Source organism: Bacillus sp. FSL W8-1143, assembly GCF_037965155.1.
GTDB lineage: Bacteria > Bacillota > Bacilli > Bacillales > Bacillaceae > Bacillus > Bacillus pumilus.
This window is the reverse complement of record NZ_CP150182.1, coordinates 2,605,332-2,625,832: the sequence shown is the minus strand read 5'-3', so window position 1 is coordinate 2,625,832 and position 20,501 is coordinate 2,605,332. Positions and strand designations below refer to the sequence as shown.

Here is a 20,501-nt window from a genome sequence, read left to right as displayed (position 1 = left end):
GGAAAAGTGTGCACGTTCTTTCTGAAATTGGAGGAAAGACGTGCACCATTTCCTCTCATACGCGAAAATTTTTTCATCCGGAATGATATTTTTTTGTAGACGTTCACAATTCACATATATCAACTGCTCAGCGCCCCAAACACATACTCATTTCTCATCAATTCCCCACTGAAAAAATTGAATGAAGGATGACAGCGTTTGACAAAAAAAGTACAATAGTTTCGGTACAGTTATGACATGTCCTATAATAGTGGATGTGCGTGTAAAGAAAAAACCCTTCAAAAAGGGAGGTAGTCATTTGTCAATCAAAAATATTTTCAGTAAAAAGAAAAAATATGCATCTGTACCCTCTGAACAGGCAAGTCAAGATGTGCCTGAAGGCATCATGACCAAATGTCCGCAATGTAAAAAAATAATGCTCACCAAAGAACTAGATAAAAATTTACGTGTTTGCATGAATTGCGGTAGACATTTGCAAATGAATGCAAAACAGCGTATTGACAGCCTTGTTGACGAAGGCACATTTGAAGAATTTAACGGGCATCTGATCTCAGAAAACCCGCTCGGATTCCCAGGCTACGAAGAAAAGCTTGAGAAAGACAGAGAAAAAACGTCTTTGAATGAAGCCATTGTCACAGGTCAAGGTGAAATTGAAGGCAAGCGTGCTGTGATCGCTGTCATGGATGCCACATTCCGTATGGGCAGCATGGGCTCAGTTGTTGGTGAAAAGATCACACTTGCGATCGAGAAAGCAAAAGCGGACAAGGTGCCATTTATCATCTTTACTGCATCAGGCGGAGCGAGAATGCAAGAGGGGATCCTCAGTCTTATGCAGATGGCAAAAACAAGCTCAGCATTAAAGCTGTTCAGCGAGGATCAAGGTTTGATTATCTCTGTGATGACGAACCCAACAACTGGCGGTGTATCAGCTAGTTTCGCGTCTCTTGGTGATTACAACTTTGCAGAACCTGGTGCTTTAATTGGGTTTGCAGGTCGTAGAATCATTGAACAAACCATTCGTGAAGACCTGCCAGAGGACTTCCAAACGGCTGAATTTTTAATGAAGCATGGTCAATTGGATGCTGTCATTCATCGTGCAGAGATGAAAGAAACACTAGGCCGAATCTTAGCATTACACAGCACAGGAGGTGAACGAGAGTGGCTGGAGAACTAGAATTTGAAAAACCTGTCATTGAACTTCGAGCGAAAATTGATGAACTGAAAAAGTTCACACAAAACTCAGAAATGGATTTAAGTGCAGAAATTGAGCGTCTTGAAACACGTCTGAGCAAACTTGAAGCAGACATTTATACAAATTTAAAGCCGTGGGACAGAGTACAGATTGCTCGTCATGCGATGCGCCCAACAACTCTCGATTACATTCAAGAGATGTTTGACAACTTTTTCGAGTGTCACGGTGACCGTTTTTATGGCGATGATGAAGCGATCGTTGGAGGAATTGCCACGTTTAAAGGGCTTCCTGTCACGGTGATTGGCCATCAGCGCGGTAAAGATACAAAAGAAAACTTGCGCCGTAATTTCGGAATGCCTCATCCAGAAGGCTACCGTAAAGCGCTGCGCTTGATGAAACAAGCAGATAAATTTAATCGCCCGATCATTTGCTTTATTGATACAAAAGGAGCTTATCCTGGTAAAGCAGCTGAAGAACGCGGGCAAAGTGAAGCAATTGCGAAAAACCTATTCGAAATGGCAGGACTTCGTGTACCGGTTGTCTGTATTGTCATTGGAGAAGGCGGAAGTGGCGGCGCACTAGGCTTAGGCGTAGGAAACCACCTATACATGCTAGAGAATTCAACGTATTCAGTGATTTCACCTGAAGGTGCAGCAGCACTGCTCTGGAAGGACTCATCACTTGCGAAAAAAGCTGCAGAATCAATGAAAATTACGGCTCCAGACCTAAAAGAATTAGATATTATAGATGATGTTATTAAAGAAGTGCAAGGTGGAGCACACCGAGACGTGAAACAACAAGCAGCCTACATTGAAAAAACATTAAAACAGTCACTTACATCTTTGCTCAAACTAACACCTGAAGAACTAGTCGAACAAAGATATCAAAAATACAAAGCAATCGGGAAAGTATCGGTTGAAAATCAATATATTGGGGTAAACTAAATAAACGTACAGCCTTTTTGGCTGGCGTTTATTTTTTTTCATCCTTTTTCATGAAAACCGACCTCATGTAAGCGCTATTTGAAAATAATTTTCTTTTGTTTTCATAAAGTTTGAAACGTCTGGAAACCCTGATACGGTGGGCTTTAGAAGGCTGGATCTTCCTCGATTTTGAAAGAATTGCTTTCATGACTTTCTTAACTTTTGTTTAAAAACGGTTTATTTAATTGTATAATAAGTACGGTTTTAGAAATACGTATTGAAAACATCTGGTTTTGCTCATGATTGTTTTCAAGCAGTGGAAATGGTATGTTTAATTCATATATGGTCTCTGAGGTGAAAAAGATGAAGCGTATAGGAGTTTTAACGAGCGGTGGGGATTCCCCAGGAATGAATGCAGCTGTGCGCGCAGTTGTAAGGAAAGCGATTTACCATAATGTTGAAGTTTACGGTATTTATAATGGATATTCAGGTCTAATTAACGGTAAAATTGAGAAACTTGAAATAGGTTCAGTTGGCGATATCATTCATCGTGGAGGAACAAAACTTTACACGGCAAGATGCCCTGAATTCAAGACAGTTGAAGGTCGTGAAAAAGGCATTGAGAACTTAAAAAAATTCGGTATTGAAGGACTTGTTGTGATTGGCGGAGACGGTTCATTCATGGGAGCGAAGAAATTAACTGAGCTCGGTTTTCCATGTGTAGGTGTCCCGGGTACAATTGACAACGATATCCCAGGTACTGATTTCACTATTGGCTTTGATACAGCACTGAATACAGTCATTGACGCCATTGATAAAATTCGTGATACAGCCACATCTCATGAACGTACATACGTAGTGGAAGTAATGGGAAGACATGCTGGTGATATTGCTCTTTGGTCAGGTCTTGCAGGCGGAGCCGAATCTATTTTGATTCCTGAAGCAGACTATGACATGGATGAAATTATCGCGAGATTAAGAAGAGGACACGAGCGCGGCAAGAAGCACAGTATCATCATCGTCGCAGAAGGCGTAGGCAGCGGTGTTGAATTTGGTAAGCGGATTGAAGAGGAGACAAGCCTTGAAACCCGTGTATCTGTCTTAGGACATATTCAGCGCGGAGGTTCTCCAAGCGCATTTGACCGAGTACTCGCAAGCCGTTTAGGAGCATACGCAGTAGAACTTCTTCTTGAAGGAAAAGGCGGACGCTGTGTGGGTATTCAAAGCAACGAACTCGTTCACCACGATATTTTAGATATCTTAGATAAAAAACATACAGTCGATCAAAATATGTACCGACTTTCACAAGAGCTCTCTATATAAAACGAGAAGACCTTAGGAGGAACAGTAATGAGAAAGACAAAAATCGTTTGTACAATCGGTCCAGCAAGTGAAACCATTGAAAAGCTGACTGAATTGATTGAAGCAGGAATGAATGTAGCCAGACTAAACTTCTCTCATGGAGATTTTGAAGAGCATGGTGCACGCATTGAAAACATTCGTAAAGCAGGTAAAACATTAGGCAAGGACATTGCGATCCTTCTTGATACAAAAGGTCCAGAGATCCGTACACGTACAGTTGAAAACGGCTCAATTGAGCTAGTCGCTGGTGCAGATCTTATCGTAAGTATGGAAGACATTGTTGGAAATACGGAAAAAATTAGTGTGACGTATGAAGAGTTAATTCATGATGTAGAAGTAGGCTCAACGATTCTATTAGATGATGGTCTTATTGGTTTAGAAGTGAAAGAAATTAACATGGACCGCAAAGAAATCGTCACAAAGGTCATGAATACAGGCACGCTCAAAAACAAAAAAGGTGTAAACGTACCAGGTGTAAGTGTGAACCTGCCAGGTATTACAGAAAAGGATGCCAATGATATTCTGTTCGGAGTTGAACAAGGCGTCGATTTCATCGCAGCTTCTTTTGTGAGACGAGCTTCTGATGTTCTTGAAATTCGTGAGCTTCTTGAAAAGAATAACGCGGCTGACATTCAAATCATTCCTAAGATTGAAAACCAAGAGGGTGTTGATAACATCGATGAAATCCTTGAGGTATCAGACGGTTTGATGGTTGCACGTGGAGATCTTGGTGTAGAGATCCCGGCAGAAGAAGTACCGCTTGTTCAAAAAATGCTGATCAAAAAATGCAATCGCTTAGGCAAACCAGTCATCACAGCGACCCAAATGCTTGATAGCATGCAGCGTAATCCTCGTCCAACTCGTGCGGAAGCAAGTGACGTGGCAAATGCCATTTTTGATGGCACAGATGCGATTATGCTTTCTGGTGAAACAGCAGCAGGAACATATCCAGTAGAAGCTGTACAAACGATGCATAACATTGCATCACGTTCAGAAGATGCACTCAACTATAAAGCCATTCTTTCTCGCAGAAGCGAAGAAGTAGATGTCAGCATTACAGATGCCATCGGTCAATCTGTTGCACATACAGCGATGAAGCTTGACGTTGCAGCGATTGTGACACCTACGGAAAGCGGTCATACAGCGAGAATGATTTCAAAATATAGACCAAAAGCACCAATCGTAGCAGTTACAGCAAACGAATCAGTTGCGAGAAAGCTATCTCTTGTATTCGGTGTATTTGCAAAGAGCGGCTCAAAAACGACGTCTACTGATGAAATGCTTGAGAATGCAGTCGAGAAATCGATTGAAACAGGCTACGTGAGACATGGCGATTTAATCGTTATTACAGCTGGTGTGCCAGTTGGTGAAACAGGTACAACAAACTTAATGAAAGTTTATGTTGTCGGTGACATCATTGCGAAAGGTCAAGGAATTGGCCGTAAATCTGCATTTGGACCGGTTGTCATTGCGCAAAGCGGAAAAGAAGCAGAGGAAAAAATGTATGATGGTGCAATTCTTGTTGCAAACTGTACAGACCGTGATATGATGGGTGCTTTAGAAAAAGCATCTGCCCTGATCACTGAAGAAGGCGGACTAACAAGCCATGCAGCAGTCGTTGGACTTAGCCTTGGCATTCCAGTGATTGTAGGTCTTGATGGTGCAACAACACTGCTAAAAGAAGGCGAAGAGATTACAGTAGATCCGGCACGCGGAGCGATCTACAAAGGCCGTGCAAGCGTCCTTTAATTGATACACACGAGGGGAGTTGTCTGACTCCTCTCTTTTTTTATGTTACACTAAAAAAGTAAAACAGCTTTCGGGTGAAAGATACCCCATGAGGTGATATGGCTTGAAAAAATATTTGCTACTATTATTGATCCTGTTCCCTGCCGTGGAAATCAGTTTATTTTTAATATCAAGTAAAATCATTGGCATTTTGCCAACGATGCTGATGATCGTACTCACGAGTGCATTAGGTGCTTATTTTGCAAGAAAACAAGGAATCGAAGCTTTTCAAAAAGTGCAAAGAGATTTACAATATGGCAAAATGCCAGGGGTAGCGATTGTCGATGGTTTTTGCATTCTAATCGGCGGTCTGCTGCTACTCATTCCCGGCTTCTTATCAGATATCATCGGTGCGCTGCTGCTCATTCCGATGACGAGAAAGCAAATCAAGCCGCTTTTTGAACGCTGGCTCAGAAACATGTCTAATCGCAGTCGCTATACAATTATTCGCTAAAGAGACCTTGAGCTGAAGGTCTCTTTTACTTTTGCATGCCGTACCGAATGTACTGATAGATATCCCTGAAAACACCTGCATTACGAAATGCTTGCCACACGACAAGGGAAGCAGGGCCAATGACGAGTCCGAGGAAACCCAACCATTTTAACCCGACAAATAGCGCCACAAGCGTGGCTAAAGGATTAAGCCCAATGGATTTGCTTAAGACTTTTGGCTCTGATATTTGTCTTTGAATGAGCACGACAATATACAAAATGCCGAGCCCGATGGCGAGTGAAAGGTTTCCTGTCATGGCGGAGTAAATGATCCACGGCAGAAAAACGGTGCCGCTCCCGATATAAGGAAGTAAATCGACAAACCCAATACATAAAGCAATGACAAGGGCGTGCTCGACTTTTAAGATGATCAGTCCAATGATGACGAGGCCGATGGTCATCGCAACAAGCAAAAGCTGCGCCTTCATAAAACCGGTAATGGCTTTTTTGATTTCAGATAAAATGGCTCGTGTATGCTGCATCCATTTTGCGGGAAAGATACGAGAGCCATATTTTTTTAATGTAAACCAATCTTTCGTGATAAAAAAAGTCGCCAGCGCAGAAAACAAAAGGGTTGCGGCTGCATCAGGCAAAAGACCTAAAAAAGCCGGGATGAGCTCGAGTGTTTTTGAAAGAAAAGTCCCTATTTTTGCGGCAGCTTCATCGCCTAGCGCTTGGATTTGTCCCAAAATCGATTCCTTTTGACCAGCTTGAAGTGTATTAAATTGGGCGGTTACATCATGGTACAAAGGCAGGATCTTATCTGTAAAAAACTGTTCCACAATCCCAATCATGCGATCAAGGTGACCAGGCAGAACCTTTGCCAAATAAGCACTTCCTGAAATGATTTCTGCTACTAAGAGTGTGATGAAACCGGCTGCTACTACTAAAAAGAGCAGTAGTACAATGACGACAACAAATCCTCTCGGCATTCCGGTGATCTCTTCTATTTTGCATACAGCAGGGTGAATCAGGCAGGATACAATAAGTGCAATCCAAAAAGGATATAAAAAAGGAAAAGACTGATATAAAAAGACAACCGCAAATACAGCAATGCCGATCATCATCAAACTTCGTAGAAAAATGGCCATATAGGTGTGATTCACACAATCCCCTCCAAAAAACAAGCATGTCCGATACTTCATTTTATTCAAAAAGATTAGTAATATGAAAAGGTCGCAATAAAAAGAAAGGAAGGGGCGGCGTATGTTTACTCAAGCAAATTTATTTTTGGTTCTTTTACTCGTTATTGCACTTATTGCAAAAAACAATTCATTAATTTTAGCGGTTTCTGTGCTCATTGGGATTAAGCTGATTGGTTTGGATCAAAAAATTTTCCCAGTTCTTCAGTCGAAGGGCATCAATTGGGGGGTCACCGTCATTACAATTGCTGTGCTTGTTCCTATTGCAACAGGTGACATTGGATTTAAGCAGCTTGGAGAAGCCATGAAATCTTCTTATGCTTGGATTGCACTAGGAGCGGGTATATTAGTAGCATTAATCGCAAAAAACGGTATTGTGCTACTCGAAAATGATCCGCATATCACGGCAGCACTTGTGTTCGGGACGATTTTGGCAGTTAGCTTATTTAAAGGGGTAGCTGTCGGTCCGCTGATCGGAGCAGGAATTGCTTATTTGGCGATGCAGGCTGTGAAATTTTTCAGCGGTTGAAAAGAGAGTGGTTCATGCCACTTTCTTTTTTATTTTTTTCTTGCGTGAGCTTTTGCAAAAAAACATAATTAAATATAATAAAAGAAGCAAAATCCCTTTATTCCATGCCTGATATGGAAGACTGGAAAAAAAAATATCAAAAAAAATTATAGTTAAACATTTAACAAATGTCTGATTATTGTTTATAATGGGAATAGGCTTAATTTTGAACTCATTGATCACACAAGAGATATGAGGCTAAAAGCGCTCTAACCGTATAGGTAAATGTAAGCATTTTCTTTTCTGAACGTGCCGACTTATTCGGATTGGATAGCGCTTTCAAAAAGCGAGAATTCTGCAACGAAGGGGAATCTTTTTAAAAAGGGGAGATTGAACATGACAGCAACAAGAGGTCTTGAAGGTATCGTGGCAACAACTTCATCCGTAAGCTCAATTATTGATGATACTCTTACTTATGTAGGGTACAATATCGATGATTTAACTGAAAAAGCTACATTCGAAGAAATTGTCTACCTGTTATGGCACTTAAAGCTGCCGAATGAGCAAGAGCTGAGTGAGTTAAAACAGCAGCTCAACGAAAATGCTCACATTCCGCAAGAAATCATTGAGCACTTTAAATCGTATTCGCTGGATGGGGTTCATCCAATGTCTGCGATTCGTACAGCGGTATCCTTACTAGGATTACTTGATGACGAATCAGAGATTATGGACAAAGAAGCAAATTACAGAAAAGCCATTCGCTTACAGGCGAAAATTTCTGGACTAGTCGCTGCGTTTTCACGCATTCGAAAAGGACTTGAGCCTGTACAGCCAAAAGAAGAATACAGCTATGCTGCGAACTTCTTGTATATGCTAAATGGCGAAGAGCCGTCACCAGTAGAAATTGAGGCAATTGATAAGGCACTCATTCTACATGCGGATCATGAATTAAACGCATCGACATTTACAGCGCGTGTATGTGTTGCTACACTATCAGATATCTACTCTGGTGTAACAGCGGCTATCGGTGCGCTGAAAGGACCACTTCATGGCGGAGCCAACGAAGGCGTGATGAAGATGCTTTCAGAAATTGGCGAAGTTGAAAACGTAGATTCCTATATTCATGGTAAGCTAGAGAAGAAAGAAAAAATTATGGGCTTTGGCCACCGCGTATACCGTCAAGGTGACCCGCGTGCAAAGCATCTAAAAGAAATGAGCCAGCGTTTAACAAACCTGACTGGCGAGCCGAAATGGTATGAAATGTCTGTTCGCGCAGAGGAAATCGTGACATCAGAGAAAAATCTTCCACCAAATGTTGATTTTTATTCTGCATCTGTATATCACAGTCTTGGGATTGATCATGACTTGTTTACACCAATTTTCGTGATCAGCCGATTCTCTGGATGGATTGCTCACATTTTAGAGCAGTATGACAACAATCGTCTCATCCGTCCAAGAGCTGACTACATTGGACCTGATCTTCAAACGTTTGTTCCGATCAGTGAAAGAGACTAATGTTTATAGAATAAGCGGGGGCTGATCCTCACGAAGGCCAATCAGCCTCTAGATCAACAAAAAACGAATCACGTGAAAAACTTCTTCGCTTGCAGACATCAAGCCAAGAAGTTTCAAATATTCACTACATAACCTGGGAGGTAATATCATTGTCACAAGGCGAAAAAATTACAGTTACTGGCGGCGTATTGAATGTACCAAATAATCCAATCATCCCGTTTATTGAAGGGGACGGAATCGGTCCTGACATTTGGAAAGCAGCATCAAGAGTACTTGAAGCCGCTGTAGAAAAAGCATATAAAGGTGAAAAGCAAATCACTTGGAAAGAAGTATATGCAGGTGAGAAAGCTTACAATAAAACTGGAGAATGGCTTCCTGAGCAAACACTTGAAGACATTCGTGAATACTTAATCGCAATCAAAGGACCACTGACAACACCAATCGGCGGAGGAATCCGTTCATTAAACGTGGCACTTAGACAAGAGCTTGATCTATTCACATGCTTACGTCCAGTTCGCTGGTTCAAAGGCGTACCGTCTCCTGTGAAACGTCCAGAAGACACAGATATGGTCATCTTCCGTGAGAATACAGAAGATATCTATGCTGGTATCGAGTATGCACAAGGATCAGACGAAGTGAAGAAGTTAATTGACTTCTTGAAAAACGAATTAGGTGTAAACAAGATCCGTTTCCCAGAAACATCAGGTATCGGAATCAAGCCAGTTTCTGAAGAAGGAACTTCTCGCCTTGTCAGAGCGGCTATCCAATATGCAATCGACCAAGGCCGTAAGTCTGTGACACTTGTTCACAAAGGAAACATCATGAAATTCACAGAAGGTGCCTTCAAAAACTGGGGCTACGAAGTGGCTGAAAAAGAGTTTGGCGACAAGGTCTTTACATGGGCACAATATGATCGTATTGTAGAACAAGATGGAAAAGATGCGGCAAATAAAGCACAAAGTGAAGCAGAAGCTGCTGGCAAAATTATTGTCAAAGACAGTATTGCAGATATTTTCCTTCAACAAATCCTAACTCGTCCAGCTGAGTTCGATGTTGTGGCAACAATGAACTTAAACGGAGATTACATCTCTGATGCTCTTGCAGCACAAGTAGGTGGAATTGGTATCGCACCAGGTGCGAACATCAACTACGAAACAGGACACGCTATTTTTGAAGCGACTCACGGAACAGCACCAAAATATGCTGGTCTTGATAAAGTGAACCCATCTTCTGTTCTTCTATCAGGCGTGCTTTTACTTGAGCACCTTGGCTGGCAGGAAGCAGCTGATCTAGTGATTCAATCTGTTGAAAATACAATTGCATCAAAAGTCGTCACTTACGATTTTGCTAGATTAATGGATGGCGCAACAGAAGTGAAATGTTCTGAGTTTGCTGACGAGCTCATCAAAAACTTGTCTTGATTCTTAAACTTTAAAGTTAAAGGGGAAAAAGGAAATGGCAAACAAGCGTAAAAAAGTATCTGTTATCGGAGCAGGCTTTACTGGAGCAACTACAGCATTTCTAACGGCTCAAAAAGAATTAGCGGACGTCGTATTAGTCGATATCCCGCAGCTTGAGAACCCAACAAAAGGGAAAGCACTTGATATGCTGGAAGCAAGTCCTGTTCAAGGCTTCGATGCAAACATTACAGGAACTTCTAACTACGAAGATACAGCCGGTTCTGATGTCGTGGTCATTACGGCGGGAATTGCAAGAAAGCCGGGAATGAGCCGTGACGATCTCGTGTCAACAAATGAAAAAATCATGCGCAGTGTGACACGCGAAATCGTTAAATATTCTCCAGAAACAATCATTGTTGTATTAACAAACCCTGTTGATGCAATGACGTATGCAGTTTATAAAGAATCAGGATTACCAAAAGAAAAAGTCATTGGACAATCGGGCATTCTTGATACAGCACGTTTCCGTACGTTCGTTGCTCAAGAATTAAACCTATCTGTTAAAGACGTGACGGGCTTTGTGCTTGGTGGACATGGCGATGACATGGTTCCTCTTGTTCGTTACTCTTATGCAGGCGGTATCCCGCTTGAAACTTTGATTCCTAAAGAGCGAATTGATGCAATTGTTGAAAGAACAAGAAAAGGCGGCGGCGAAATCGTGAACCTATTAGGTAACGGTAGTGCATATTATGCTCCTGCTGCTTCACTAGTTGAAATGGTTGAGGCGATCCTTAAAGATCAGCGCCGCGTCATGCCGACGATTGCTTACCTTGAAGGTGAATATGGCTACGAAGGCATTTACCTAGGTGTACCAACAATCGTAGGTGGAAACGGCCTTGAGCAGATCATCGAGCTTGAGCTGACAGAAGAAGAAAGAAGTCAGCTTGACCGTTCTGTTGAATCTGTTAAGAATGTCATGAAAGTATTGTCTTAATATGAATAAAAAAGAAGGCTTCTCTGATGAGGAGTCTTCTTTTTGTTTACAAAACAAATCTTGTCGAAATTTTAAATTGTTCTCTTGTTAAGCTTTCGTTAAAATGAAAGAGAAAGCATGACTTCTCGCTTTTCACATAAGATACAAAAAAACGGATGCAGGGGAAATCACTAATTGGAGGCACAACATGAATAAAAAAATATTAGTTGTGGATGATGAAGAATCGATTGTAACACTTCTAAGCTATAACCTCGAAAGAGCGGGCTATGATGTCGTCACAGCAAGAGACGGGGAAGAAGCACTTGAAAAAGCAGCAAGTGAACAGCCTGATCTCATTGTATTAGATTTAATGCTTCCGAAGATGGACGGCATTGAAGTGTGCAAACAACTGAGAATTCAAAAAATGATGTTCCCTATTTTAATGCTGACAGCAAAGGACGATGAATTTGATAAGGTGCTAGGTCTTGAGCTTGGGGCCGATGATTACATGACAAAGCCATTCAGTCCTAGAGAAGTGGGTGCTCGGGTAAAAGCCATCTTGAGAAGAGCACAGCAATCTCAGCCTACCCCCACGCAAGAGGAGAAGGAAGAGATCATTGCAGATCAAATCAAAATTGGTGAACTGCGTATTTTACCAGAACACTACGAAGTCTATTTCCAGGAAGAACGTCTAGAGCTGACGCCAAAAGAATTTGAACTGCTGCTTTATTTGGCGAAGCATAAAGGACGTGTCCTCACGCGTGATTTATTGCTAAGTGCCGTTTGGAATTATGACTTTGCAGGTGACACTCGTATTGTGGATGTCCATATTAGTCACTTGCGGGACAAAATTGAAAAGAACACAAAAAAACCAACATACATTAAAACGATTCGCGGCTTAGGCTACAAATTGGAGGAGCCAAAGTCAAATGAGTAAAATTAGAACCCGTCTGTTTTCGGGACTCATTTTTCTCCTTTTTATTGTGTTTGTGGCACTTGGTCTTTTCCTGGATCACATGTTCCATGTTTTCTATGAAACAAAATTAACGGAACGAATGGAAAAGGAATCGAGCTTTCTCCTGTCTTCTATGAATGGTGATGATTTAAAGGCGAAGCAAAACAAAGAGGTCCTCAATCAGGCAAAGCAGCATTTTGATATGAATGCGTCGATTGTGGATTTAAAGGGGAAGATCATACATACAACGGGTCAAGCAGAACAAAAGGCCGTCATTCAAAACACACTAAACAATGAACGTCTCCAAACAAAAGGGGTCGTTATTGACGATGAGAAGGATGCGCTTTTCCATTATGCTGTCCCGATCTTAAAACAAAACGAACCGGCGGGTTATTTATTTCTCCATGCGTCATACGAGCCTTTAAATGAAATTGACGGCCAGCTTTGGCTTGCCTTAGCCTTTTGTCTTGGCTCGGCGATTATCATTATCGTTTTCTTTGGGTACCGCATGTCGATGAAATATGTGAAACCAATTGATTATGCGACAAAGGTAGCTAAACAGCTAGAACGCGGGAACTATGATACGAATAATTATGAAGAGCTGATGATTGAAACAAGTGAACTGAATACTTCCATGAAGCGTTTGGCAGAAAGTCTTCAAGAAATGACAAGTGCTGGTGAAATGCAGAGAGACCGGCTGCAAACGGTCATTGAAAATATTGGAGCGGGGATTATATTGATTGATAAGATGGGGTATATCCACCTCGTCAATCGAACCTTCCGCAAGCAGTTTAAGGTGCAAAAGCACATTTACATGCACAAGCTTTATCATGAAGCGTTTACCCATGAAGAGATTATCGAATTAATTGACGAAATTTTCATGACAGAAACGAAGGTGCGGAAGTTTTTACGTCTAGCCGTTGACATTGAACGCCGCTACTTCCAAGTGGATGGTGTACCCATTTTAAGTACAGACGATGAATGGAAAGGAATTGTCCTCGTGTTTCATGACGTGACAGAAACGAAGCAGCTGGAGCAGATGCGAAAAGACTTTGTCGCCAATGTGTCTCATGAGTTAAAAACACCGATTACGTCGATTAAAGGATTTTCTGAAACCCTTCTTGATGGCGCGATTGATGACAAAGAAGCACTGACAGAATTCCTTTCTATCATTTTAAAAGAGAGTGTCCGTCTAGAAACATTGATTCAAGACTTACTTGATCTTTCTAAAATTGAGCAGCAGCAATTCAAGCTGAATATTCAAGAAGCCAATGCGACAGAAATCATCCAAGAGATTCAAGTGCTGTTAAAACAAAAGGCTACAGAAAAAGGCATTCAATTACACGTGCGTGTCCCGAAAGAACCGGTCTATGTCATGGCAGACCCGCTAAGGTTAAAGCAAATCTTCCTCAATCTCGTTAATAATGCCCTGACCTATACACCAGAGGGAGGAAGTGTCACCATCTCAGCAAGACCGAGAAAAGGTGCCTATGAATTTGATGTAGCAGATACAGGGATCGGTATGAAGAAAAGTGAGATTCCAAGAATATTTGAGAGATTTTATCGAATTGATAAAGATAGAAGCAGGAATTCAGGCGGTACAGGTCTTGGCCTTGCCATTGTCAAACACCTTGTGGAAGCGCATGAAGGAACAATTTCTGTCCGCAGCAAACAAGGTAAAGGAACGACTTTTACAGTGAGCCTGAAATCGACATAGAGAAAAAAGGAAAGTCACGTTAAAATTTACATGATCTTTACAATGAATTCATGTTTTGTTAAACATTCATTGATAGGATGAATAGGAACCCCTTCATCCAAGGAGCCAATTTTGGAAGGACGAAAACACTTGTTGTTTTCGTCCCTTTTTTATGCAGGCTCGACTATTTTCTTTTCAAAATAAACTTTGATAAAATGAAGATACAATGTGTGAAAGAGACGGCTGAGATGGCTCAGCCGATGGAGGATTAAAACATGACAGACAAAAAGAAATTAGTGTTAGTGGATGGAAACAGCCTCGCATATCGAGCCTTCTTTGCTTTGCCGCTATTATCAAATGATAAAGGCGTACATACAAATGCTATTTATGGCTTTGCGATGATTTTAATGAAAATGCTGGAGGACGAGAAGCCAACCCATATGCTCGTCGCATTTGATGCGGGAAAAACAACCTTCCGCCACGAGACATTTAAAGAATATAAAGGCGGAAGACAAAAAACCCCGCCAGAGCTATCAGAACAAATGCCATTCATCCGTGAACTATTAGATGCCTATCAGGTGAAAAGGTACGAGCTTCCTCAATATGAGGCAGATGATATTATCGGTACGTTGGCTGTCGAGGCAGAAAAAAACGGCTTTGAAGTCAAAATCTTCTCAGGAGATAAAGACTTAACACAGCTCTCAACAGATCATACGACAGTCGCTATTACGAAAAAAGGCATCACAGAAGTAGAATACTACACACCTGCTCATATTGAAGAGAAATATGGCCTGCGACCAGATCAAATCATTGATATGAAAGGGCTGATGGGAGATTCATCAGATAATATCCCAGGCGTCCCAGGTGTAGGCGAAAAAACAGCCATTAAATTGTTAAAGCAGTTTGAAACAGTTGAGAACCTGCTTGAACATATTGATGAAGTGAGCGGGAAAAAGCTTAAAGAAAAGCTTGAAGAATATAAAGAACAAGCAGTCATGAGTAAAGAGCTGGCGACCATTCTCGTAGAAGCACCTATTGATGTGTCGAGCAAAGATCTTGCCTACGAAGGTCCACACATGGATCAAGTGATCTCTCTTTATAAAGAACTAGGCTTTCAAACCCTGCTAGAGCGTCTAGGAGAAGCACCAGAAACAGATGAACAGGTTGAAGTAGACGCATTAGAAGTGAAAAAAATGACAGCTGCAGGAGGCGACATGCTGACAGATCATGCAGCCCTTGTGGTAGAACAGCTTGGAGATAATTATCACGAAGCAGATTTGATCGGTTTTGCGATCCATAATGAAAATGGTGCGTTTTTTATGACGAAAGAAGATGCGCTTCAATCAGATGCATTTAAAGAATGGGTACAGGATGAAACGAAGAAAAAATGGGTCTTTGATTCAAAAAGAGCAGTTGTCGCTCTCAGATGGCATGATGTCGACCTAAAAGGTGTCGACAATGATGTTCTGCTCGCTTCCTACGTCGTCAACCCGCAGAAATCATACGAAGACGTCGCAAGTGTAGCGAAGGAATATGGTCTGAATATCGCTCTTTCTGATGAAAAAGTATACGGAAAAGGAGCAAAACAGGCGATTCCACCTGAAGATGAACTAAAGGGACATCTCGGACGAAAAGCAGCGGCGATCTCAGCCTTGCATGATTTAACATTAGAAGCATTAGAAAAAAATGATCAGCATGAACTATATGAAGATTTAGAGCTGCCGCTAGCACTCATCTTAGGCGAAATGGAATCTCTTGGAGTAAAGGTAGATATAAAGCGCCTAGAGAAAATGGGTGAAGAATTAACGAAAAAGCTCAAAGAATATGAAGAAACCATTCACCGCTTAGCAGGAGAAACGTTTAACATCAATTCTCCTAAACAGCTTGGTGTCATCCTTTTTGAAAAATTAGGTCTTCCGATTATCAAGAAGACAAAAACAGGCTATTCAACGTCTGCAGATGTGCTCGAAAAGCTTGAAGATAAGCATGAAATCATTCGATCCATTCTGCACTACAGACAAATTGGAAAGCTGCAATCGACCTATGTAGAAGGGTTAATGAAAGTAACGCGCAAGGATACCCATAAAGTGCATACAAGATTTAATCAAGCACTCACCCAAACAGGAAGATTAAGCTCAACAGATCCAAACCTTCAAAACATCCCGATTCGTTTAGAAGAAGGACGGAAGATTCGTCAAGCATTCGTTCCTTCAAAAGAAGGCTGGCTCATGTTTGCAGCTGACTATTCACAAATCGAGCTGCGTGTACTCGCTCATATTTCACAAGATGAGAATTTGATCGAAGCATTTACGAGGGACATGGACATTCACACGAAAACAGCGATGGATGTGTTCCATGTCTCAGAAGAAGAAGTGACTTCCGCTATGAGAAGACAAGCCAAGGCGGTAAATTTCGGTATTGTATACGGAATCAGCGACTATGGACTTTCTCAAAACCTTGGGATCACAAGAAAAGAAGCCGCCGCATTTATCGAGCGCTATTTAACAAGCTTTAAAGGCGTGAAAACCTATATGGAAGAAATCGTTCAGGAAGCGAAACAAAAAGGCTACGTCACGACGCTTCTTAAACGCAGACGGTATATCCCAGATATCACAAGCCGAAATTTTAATATCAAAAGCTTTGCAGAACGAACAGCCATGAACACACCGATCCAAGGCAGCGCAGCCGATATTATTAAAAAAGCGATGATTGATATGGCGCGAAGGCTCAAAGAAGAAAACCTGCAGACAAATCTTTTATTACAGGTGCACGATGAATTGATCTTCGAAGCGCCGAAAGAAGAAATCGCCATCCTTGAAAAGATTGTTCCTGAAGTCATGGAAAATGCACTTCAGCTTGATGTGCCGCTAAAAGTTGATTTTTCTTCAGGTCCATCTTGGTACGATGCGAAATAAATAATAGAGAGAAAAAGGAGCGAGGAGAATGCCGGAATTACCAGAAGTAGAAACCGTCCGGCGCACTCTCAAGCGGTTAGTCGAAGGAAAGACGATTGAAACGGTCGATATCAAATGGCCAAACATCATCAAACGTCCTGGGGAGCCGGAAGAGTTCGCAAGAAGAATGGTAGGAGAAACTATACAAACCATTGAAAGAAGAGGGAAGTTCCTCCTCTTTCATTTAGACCATTATGTGATGGTCTCCCATTTAAGGATGGAAGGAAAATACCGTGTACATGAAGCGCATGAGCCTTATGATAAACACGTACACGTCGTCTTTACGTTTACAGATGGGACGGAGCTTCGGTACCATGATGTGCGTAAATTTGGCACGATGCATTTATTTCAGCCGGGTGAAGAGGAAAAGGAACTCCCGCTATCACAGCTGGGATATGAACCATTTGATGAACAGTTCACTCCTGAGTATTTATGGGAGAAATTGAAAAAAACAACCCGAATGGTCAAAACAGCACTGCTTGATCAAAAGATTGTCGTAGGACTTGGTAACATTTACGTAGATGAGGTCCTGTTTAAATCAGGGATTCATCCAGAAACGAAAGCGAATCAGCTCAGCCTGGAATCTTGCAAAGTGCTTCACAAACAGATCATCGATACGCTTCAGGTGGCGGTAGATGCGGGAGGAAGTACAATTCGTTCTTATATCAACTCACAAGGAGATATTGGCACATTTCAACTGCAGCTTCTTGTATATGACCGGCGGGGAGAGCCTTGCCAAACATGCGGAAGCATCATTGAGAAAACGGTAGTCGGAGGGCGCGGTACACACTTTTGTGTGACCTGCCAAAAACGTCCTCAATAAAGCTTAGCCATGAGCATGCTTCCTTTTTGCGATGCATACGATAAAAAACATTCATTTTTCAGCAAGGTGTAGACTGACACACAGCCCACCTGCTCTTCATATAGTGAAGAAGAGTCTAAGAACGCCTAGAGACTCTTGATCATCGTTGCATGAACAGAAAGGAAGAGTTCAGGTATGATTTCGATTTCGCTCCTGTTTTTAGCTATTGCAGTCAGCATCGACAGCTTTTCTGTAGGCTTTACGTATGGTCTCCGCAAAATGAGAATCCCATTTAAAGCCATCGTCATTATTGCATGCTGCTCAGGGATTGTGCTGCTCATTTCTATGCTGATTGGCAGCTTGCTGACGACATTTCTCCCTGTCTCAGTGACCGATAAACTGGGGGGAGGCATCTTAATTGCCATTGGCCTTTGGGTCCTGTATCAATTTTACAAACCAGCGAAAGAGCGTGATTTGCTTCTTCATGAAAAGACATTGCTTAATGTGGAAGTCCAATCGCTTGGGCTTGTCATTCACATTTTAAGAAAGCCAACAAGTGCAGATATTGACCGATCTGGGACGATTAATGGAATAGAAGCGGTACTTCTTGGAATTGCTTTATCCATTGATGCATTTGGCGCAGGGATTGGCGCAGCGATACTAGGCTTTTCTCCAATTGTCATGAGTATCACGGTCGCAGTGATGAGCTCACTTTTTGTATGTATCGGTCTGCGTGCCGGTCATTACTTGGCAAATTGGCGCTGGATCGATAAACTCGCATGCTTACCAGGGCTTCTGCTCATATTAATTGGGGTTTGGAAGCTGTAAAAGGAGGAAATCAATTGACGCTTGTCATTGGATTAACCGGCGGGATTGCTAGCGGAAAAAGCACAGTCTCGCAGATGATAAAAGAGCAGGGCATCCGGGTTGTGGACGCAGATGTGATTGCAAAAGAAGCGGTCGCCAAAGGAACACCCGCCCTTCATCATATCGTTCAAACCTTTGGTGAGGGTGTCCTCCTGCCAAATGGAGAGCTAGACCGGCAGCAGCTGGGAGCCATTATTTTTTCTAATGAAGAGAAAAGAAAGCAGCTAAATGCGATCGTTCACCCAGAAGTGCGAAAGGAAATGCTCAGGCAGCGAGATGAAGGAATCGACAGCCGAGAAACATTCGTTGTCCTGGATATCCCGCTTTTATTTGAGAGTCAGCTGGAAAGTCTCGTCGACCGCATTATTGTGGTGTATACAACACCAGAATTACAGCTATCACGACTCATGAATCGAAACGACCTTAGCGCGGAAGAAGCGCTGAATCGGATTCACTCTCAGCAGCCTCTTGAGGAAAAATGTAAGAAAGCAGACCGGGTGATAGAAAATACACAAGATCTTGCTTTTATTAGAAAGCAATTGCAGAACATATTAAATGAATGGGAACATACTGATAAGTAAGAGTACATACACGTACTCTTCTTTTTTTATGCTTTTTATATTTCTCATGAAAAGAACAGCCCTTTTTAGAAAATATACGTTTATATACTGGCAATTACAATCTAATGTGATATACTAATTTCATAAATAAATTTATTGAGTATAACACATAATAGAGGAGTGACCTGTTCATGAAGGTAAAAGCAGCGATCAATGGGTTTGGCAGAATTGGACGCATGGTCTTCAGAAAAGCAATGCTTGATGATCAAATTCAAATTGTAGCGGTGAACGCAAGCTATCCTGCCGAAACGCTAGCACATTTAATTAAATATGATACAAATCATGGACGTTACGAATGCGATGTGACAGCAGAAGATGACGCACTGATTGTAAATGGGAAAAGAGTGCTTTTGCTCAATAACAGAGACCCAAAGCAGCTTCCGTGGGGAGAGCTTGGGATTGATATCGTCATAGAAGCAACCGGAAAATTTAATTCAAAAGATCAAGCGATGGGCCATATAGATGCCGGAGCGAAAAAGGTCGTACTTACAGCTCCAGGTAAAAATGAAGACATTACAATTGTGATGGGTGTCAATGAGGATGATCTTGATCCTGAAAAGCACGTCGTTATTTCAAACGCATCTTGTACAACAAACTGTTTAGCACCAGTTGTCAAATTGTTAGATGATGAATTCGGTATCGACAACGGTTTAATGACAACGGTTCATGCGTATACAAATGATCAAAAAAATATCGATAACCCGCATAAGGATTTGCGCCGGGCAAGAGCATGTGCCCAGTCCATTATTCCAACGACGACGGGTGCCGCTAAAGCGCTTTCTTTAGTGCTGCCGCACATGAAAGGGAAATTGCATGGACTTGCACTTCGCGTGCCAGTTTCCAATGTATCGATGGTTGATCTTGTTGTCGACTTGAAAAAAGATGTCACAGCAGAAGAAGTCAATGCAGCCTTCTCAAATGCATCAAAAACTTCTCTTTCCGGTATTTTAGATTACACGGATGAGCCGCTTGTTTCTACAGACTTTAATACGAACCCTTATTCAGCTGTCGTAGATGGACTGACAACGATGGTGATGGGGGATAGAAAAGTAAAAGTTCTTGCATGGTATGACAATGAATGGGGTTATTCATGCAGAGTGGTGGATCTTGTGAAGTTTGTCGGATCGCAGATGAAAGAGCTTTCTGCTGTTTGAAATGAAGAAGACGAACGTCCCTTTTCAAGGAATGAGAGAAAATCCCATTGAAAACACAGCTTGCAAAATGGGTCTAAACAAAGTATACTATTTTTCGTGAACTTCTTGTTCGCAGACTCATTCGGGTATACTTAAAGGGTTAGGACCTCTTTGGACTA

General features: G+C 41.8%; 17 protein-coding genes. 16 read left to right on the top strand and 1 reads right to left on the bottom strand.

Annotation, left to right across the window (positions count from 1 at the left end; all coding sequences use genetic code 11):
* Positions 1-298 precede the first annotated feature (298 nt).
* The 5 genes from accD to NSQ36_RS13350 all read left to right on the top strand — a co-directional run bounded on the left by accD (position 299) and on the right by NSQ36_RS13350 (position 5,719).
* Positions 299-1,174 carry an acetyl-CoA carboxylase, carboxyltransferase subunit beta gene (accD, locus tag NSQ36_RS13370; protein ID WP_065098582.1) on the top strand — a complete coding sequence of 292 codons (876 nt, stop codon included), beginning with the start codon at positions 299-301 and terminating at the stop codon, positions 1,172-1,174.
* Complete coding sequence (accA, locus tag NSQ36_RS13365) at positions 1,159-2,136, top strand: acetyl-CoA carboxylase carboxyl transferase subunit alpha (RefSeq protein ID WP_339205917.1); 978 nt, start codon at positions 1,159-1,161, stop codon at positions 2,134-2,136. The genes accD and accA overlap by 16 nt, the downstream gene beginning before the upstream one ends.
* Positions 2,137-2,478: 342 nt before the next feature.
* Entirely contained in the window at positions 2,479-3,438 is a 960-nt protein-coding gene (gene pfkA / locus NSQ36_RS13360; protein WP_012010865.1) for a 6-phosphofructokinase, read from the top strand.
* Between the two features lie 27 nt (positions 3,439-3,465).
* Positions 3,466-5,226, top strand: a complete 1,761-nt coding sequence (gene pyk / locus NSQ36_RS13355; RefSeq protein WP_050943588.1) for a pyruvate kinase — start codon at positions 3,466-3,468, stop codon at positions 5,224-5,226.
* 103 nt (positions 5,227-5,329) lie between these two features.
* Entirely contained in the window at positions 5,330-5,719 is a 390-nt protein-coding gene (locus NSQ36_RS13350) for an FxsA family protein (protein ID WP_003216718.1), read from the top strand.
* A 25-nt stretch (positions 5,720-5,744) separates the two neighbouring features.
* Here NSQ36_RS13350 and ytvI read toward each other — a convergent pair whose 3' ends face one another.
* A complete protein-coding gene (ytvI, locus tag NSQ36_RS13345) occupies positions 5,745-6,863 on the bottom strand; it encodes a sporulation integral membrane protein YtvI (protein ID WP_113387226.1) in 1,119 nt (372 codons plus the stop codon).
* A gap of 100 nt (positions 6,864-6,963) precedes the next feature.
* Between ytvI and NSQ36_RS13340 the strand changes: the two genes are divergently transcribed.
* The 11 genes from NSQ36_RS13340 to NSQ36_RS13290 all read left to right on the top strand — a co-directional run bounded on the left by NSQ36_RS13340 (position 6,964) and on the right by NSQ36_RS13290 (position 20,343).
* Positions 6,964-7,428, top strand: coding sequence for a DUF441 domain-containing protein (locus NSQ36_RS13340; RefSeq protein ID WP_044139290.1), 465 nt, complete (start codon positions 6,964-6,966; stop codon positions 7,426-7,428).
* A gap of 375 nt (positions 7,429-7,803) precedes the next feature.
* On the top strand, positions 7,804-8,922 hold the full coding sequence (gene citZ / locus NSQ36_RS13335) for a citrate synthase (RefSeq protein ID WP_008346063.1): 1,119 nt from the start codon (positions 7,804-7,806) through the stop codon (positions 8,920-8,922).
* A 149-nt stretch (positions 8,923-9,071) separates the two neighbouring features.
* Positions 9,072-10,343, top strand: a complete 1,272-nt coding sequence (icd, locus tag NSQ36_RS13330; protein ID WP_003216780.1) for an NADP-dependent isocitrate dehydrogenase — start codon at positions 9,072-9,074, stop codon at positions 10,341-10,343.
* Between the two features lie 34 nt (positions 10,344-10,377).
* Complete coding sequence (mdh, locus tag NSQ36_RS13325; protein WP_003216833.1) at positions 10,378-11,316, top strand: malate dehydrogenase; 939 nt, start codon at positions 10,378-10,380, stop codon at positions 11,314-11,316.
* Between the two features lie 187 nt (positions 11,317-11,503).
* Positions 11,504-12,232 carry a response regulator transcription factor gene (locus NSQ36_RS13320; protein ID WP_050943592.1) on the top strand — a complete coding sequence of 243 codons (729 nt, stop codon included), beginning with the start codon at positions 11,504-11,506 and terminating at the stop codon, positions 12,230-12,232.
* Entirely contained in the window at positions 12,225-13,967 is a 1,743-nt protein-coding gene (locus NSQ36_RS13315; protein WP_106029038.1) for an ATP-binding protein, read from the top strand. Before NSQ36_RS13320 ends, NSQ36_RS13315 begins: the two co-directional genes overlap by 8 nt.
* Positions 13,968-14,221: 254 nt before the next feature.
* Positions 14,222-16,861, top strand: coding sequence for a DNA polymerase I (gene polA, locus NSQ36_RS13310; protein WP_113387225.1), 2,640 nt, complete (start codon positions 14,222-14,224; stop codon positions 16,859-16,861).
* A 28-nt stretch (positions 16,862-16,889) separates the two neighbouring features.
* Positions 16,890-17,723 (top strand): DNA-formamidopyrimidine glycosylase, encoded by an 834-nt coding sequence (gene mutM, locus NSQ36_RS13305; protein WP_065098575.1) that lies wholly within the window; start codon positions 16,890-16,892, stop codon positions 17,721-17,723.
* Positions 17,724-17,897: 174 nt separating this feature from the next.
* Positions 17,898-18,530, top strand: coding sequence for a sporulation membrane protein YtaF (gene ytaF, locus NSQ36_RS13300; RefSeq protein WP_003216274.1), 633 nt, complete (start codon positions 17,898-17,900; stop codon positions 18,528-18,530).
* A 14-nt stretch (positions 18,531-18,544) separates the two neighbouring features.
* The gene (coaE, locus tag NSQ36_RS13295) at positions 18,545-19,150 is read left to right on the top strand and encodes a dephospho-CoA kinase (protein WP_050943596.1); all 606 of its coding nucleotides are present in this window, start codon (positions 18,545-18,547) and stop codon (positions 19,148-19,150) included.
* A gap of 170 nt (positions 19,151-19,320) precedes the next feature.
* On the top strand, positions 19,321-20,343 hold the full coding sequence (locus tag NSQ36_RS13290) for a glyceraldehyde-3-phosphate dehydrogenase (protein ID WP_003216683.1): 1,023 nt from the start codon (positions 19,321-19,323) through the stop codon (positions 20,341-20,343).
* The last annotated feature ends 158 nt before the right edge of the window (positions 20,344-20,501 follow it).

Coding starts and splice junctions, on each gene's coding strand:
- pfkA (WP_012010865.1), top strand. CDS start 2,479: ATGAAGCGTATAGGAGTTTTAACGAGCGGTGGGGATTCCCCAGGAATG.
- pyk (WP_050943588.1), top strand. CDS start 3,466: ATGAGAAAGACAAAAATCGTTTGTACAATCGGTCCAGCAAGTGAAACC.
- NSQ36_RS13340 (WP_044139290.1), top strand. CDS start 6,964: ATGTTTACTCAAGCAAATTTATTTTTGGTTCTTTTACTCGTTATTGCA.
- citZ (WP_008346063.1), top strand. CDS start 7,804: ATGACAGCAACAAGAGGTCTTGAAGGTATCGTGGCAACAACTTCATCC.
- mdh (WP_003216833.1), top strand. CDS start 10,378: ATGGCAAACAAGCGTAAAAAAGTATCTGTTATCGGAGCAGGCTTTACT.
- NSQ36_RS13320 (WP_050943592.1), top strand. CDS start 11,504: ATGAATAAAAAAATATTAGTTGTGGATGATGAAGAATCGATTGTAACA.
- NSQ36_RS13315 (WP_106029038.1), top strand. CDS start 12,225: ATGAGTAAAATTAGAACCCGTCTGTTTTCGGGACTCATTTTTCTCCTT.
- polA (WP_113387225.1), top strand. CDS start 14,222: ATGACAGACAAAAAGAAATTAGTGTTAGTGGATGGAAACAGCCTCGCA.
- mutM (WP_065098575.1), top strand. CDS start 16,890: ATGCCGGAATTACCAGAAGTAGAAACCGTCCGGCGCACTCTCAAGCGG.
- ytaF (WP_003216274.1), top strand. CDS start 17,898: ATGATTTCGATTTCGCTCCTGTTTTTAGCTATTGCAGTCAGCATCGAC.
- NSQ36_RS13290 (WP_003216683.1), top strand. CDS start 19,321: ATGAAGGTAAAAGCAGCGATCAATGGGTTTGGCAGAATTGGACGCATG.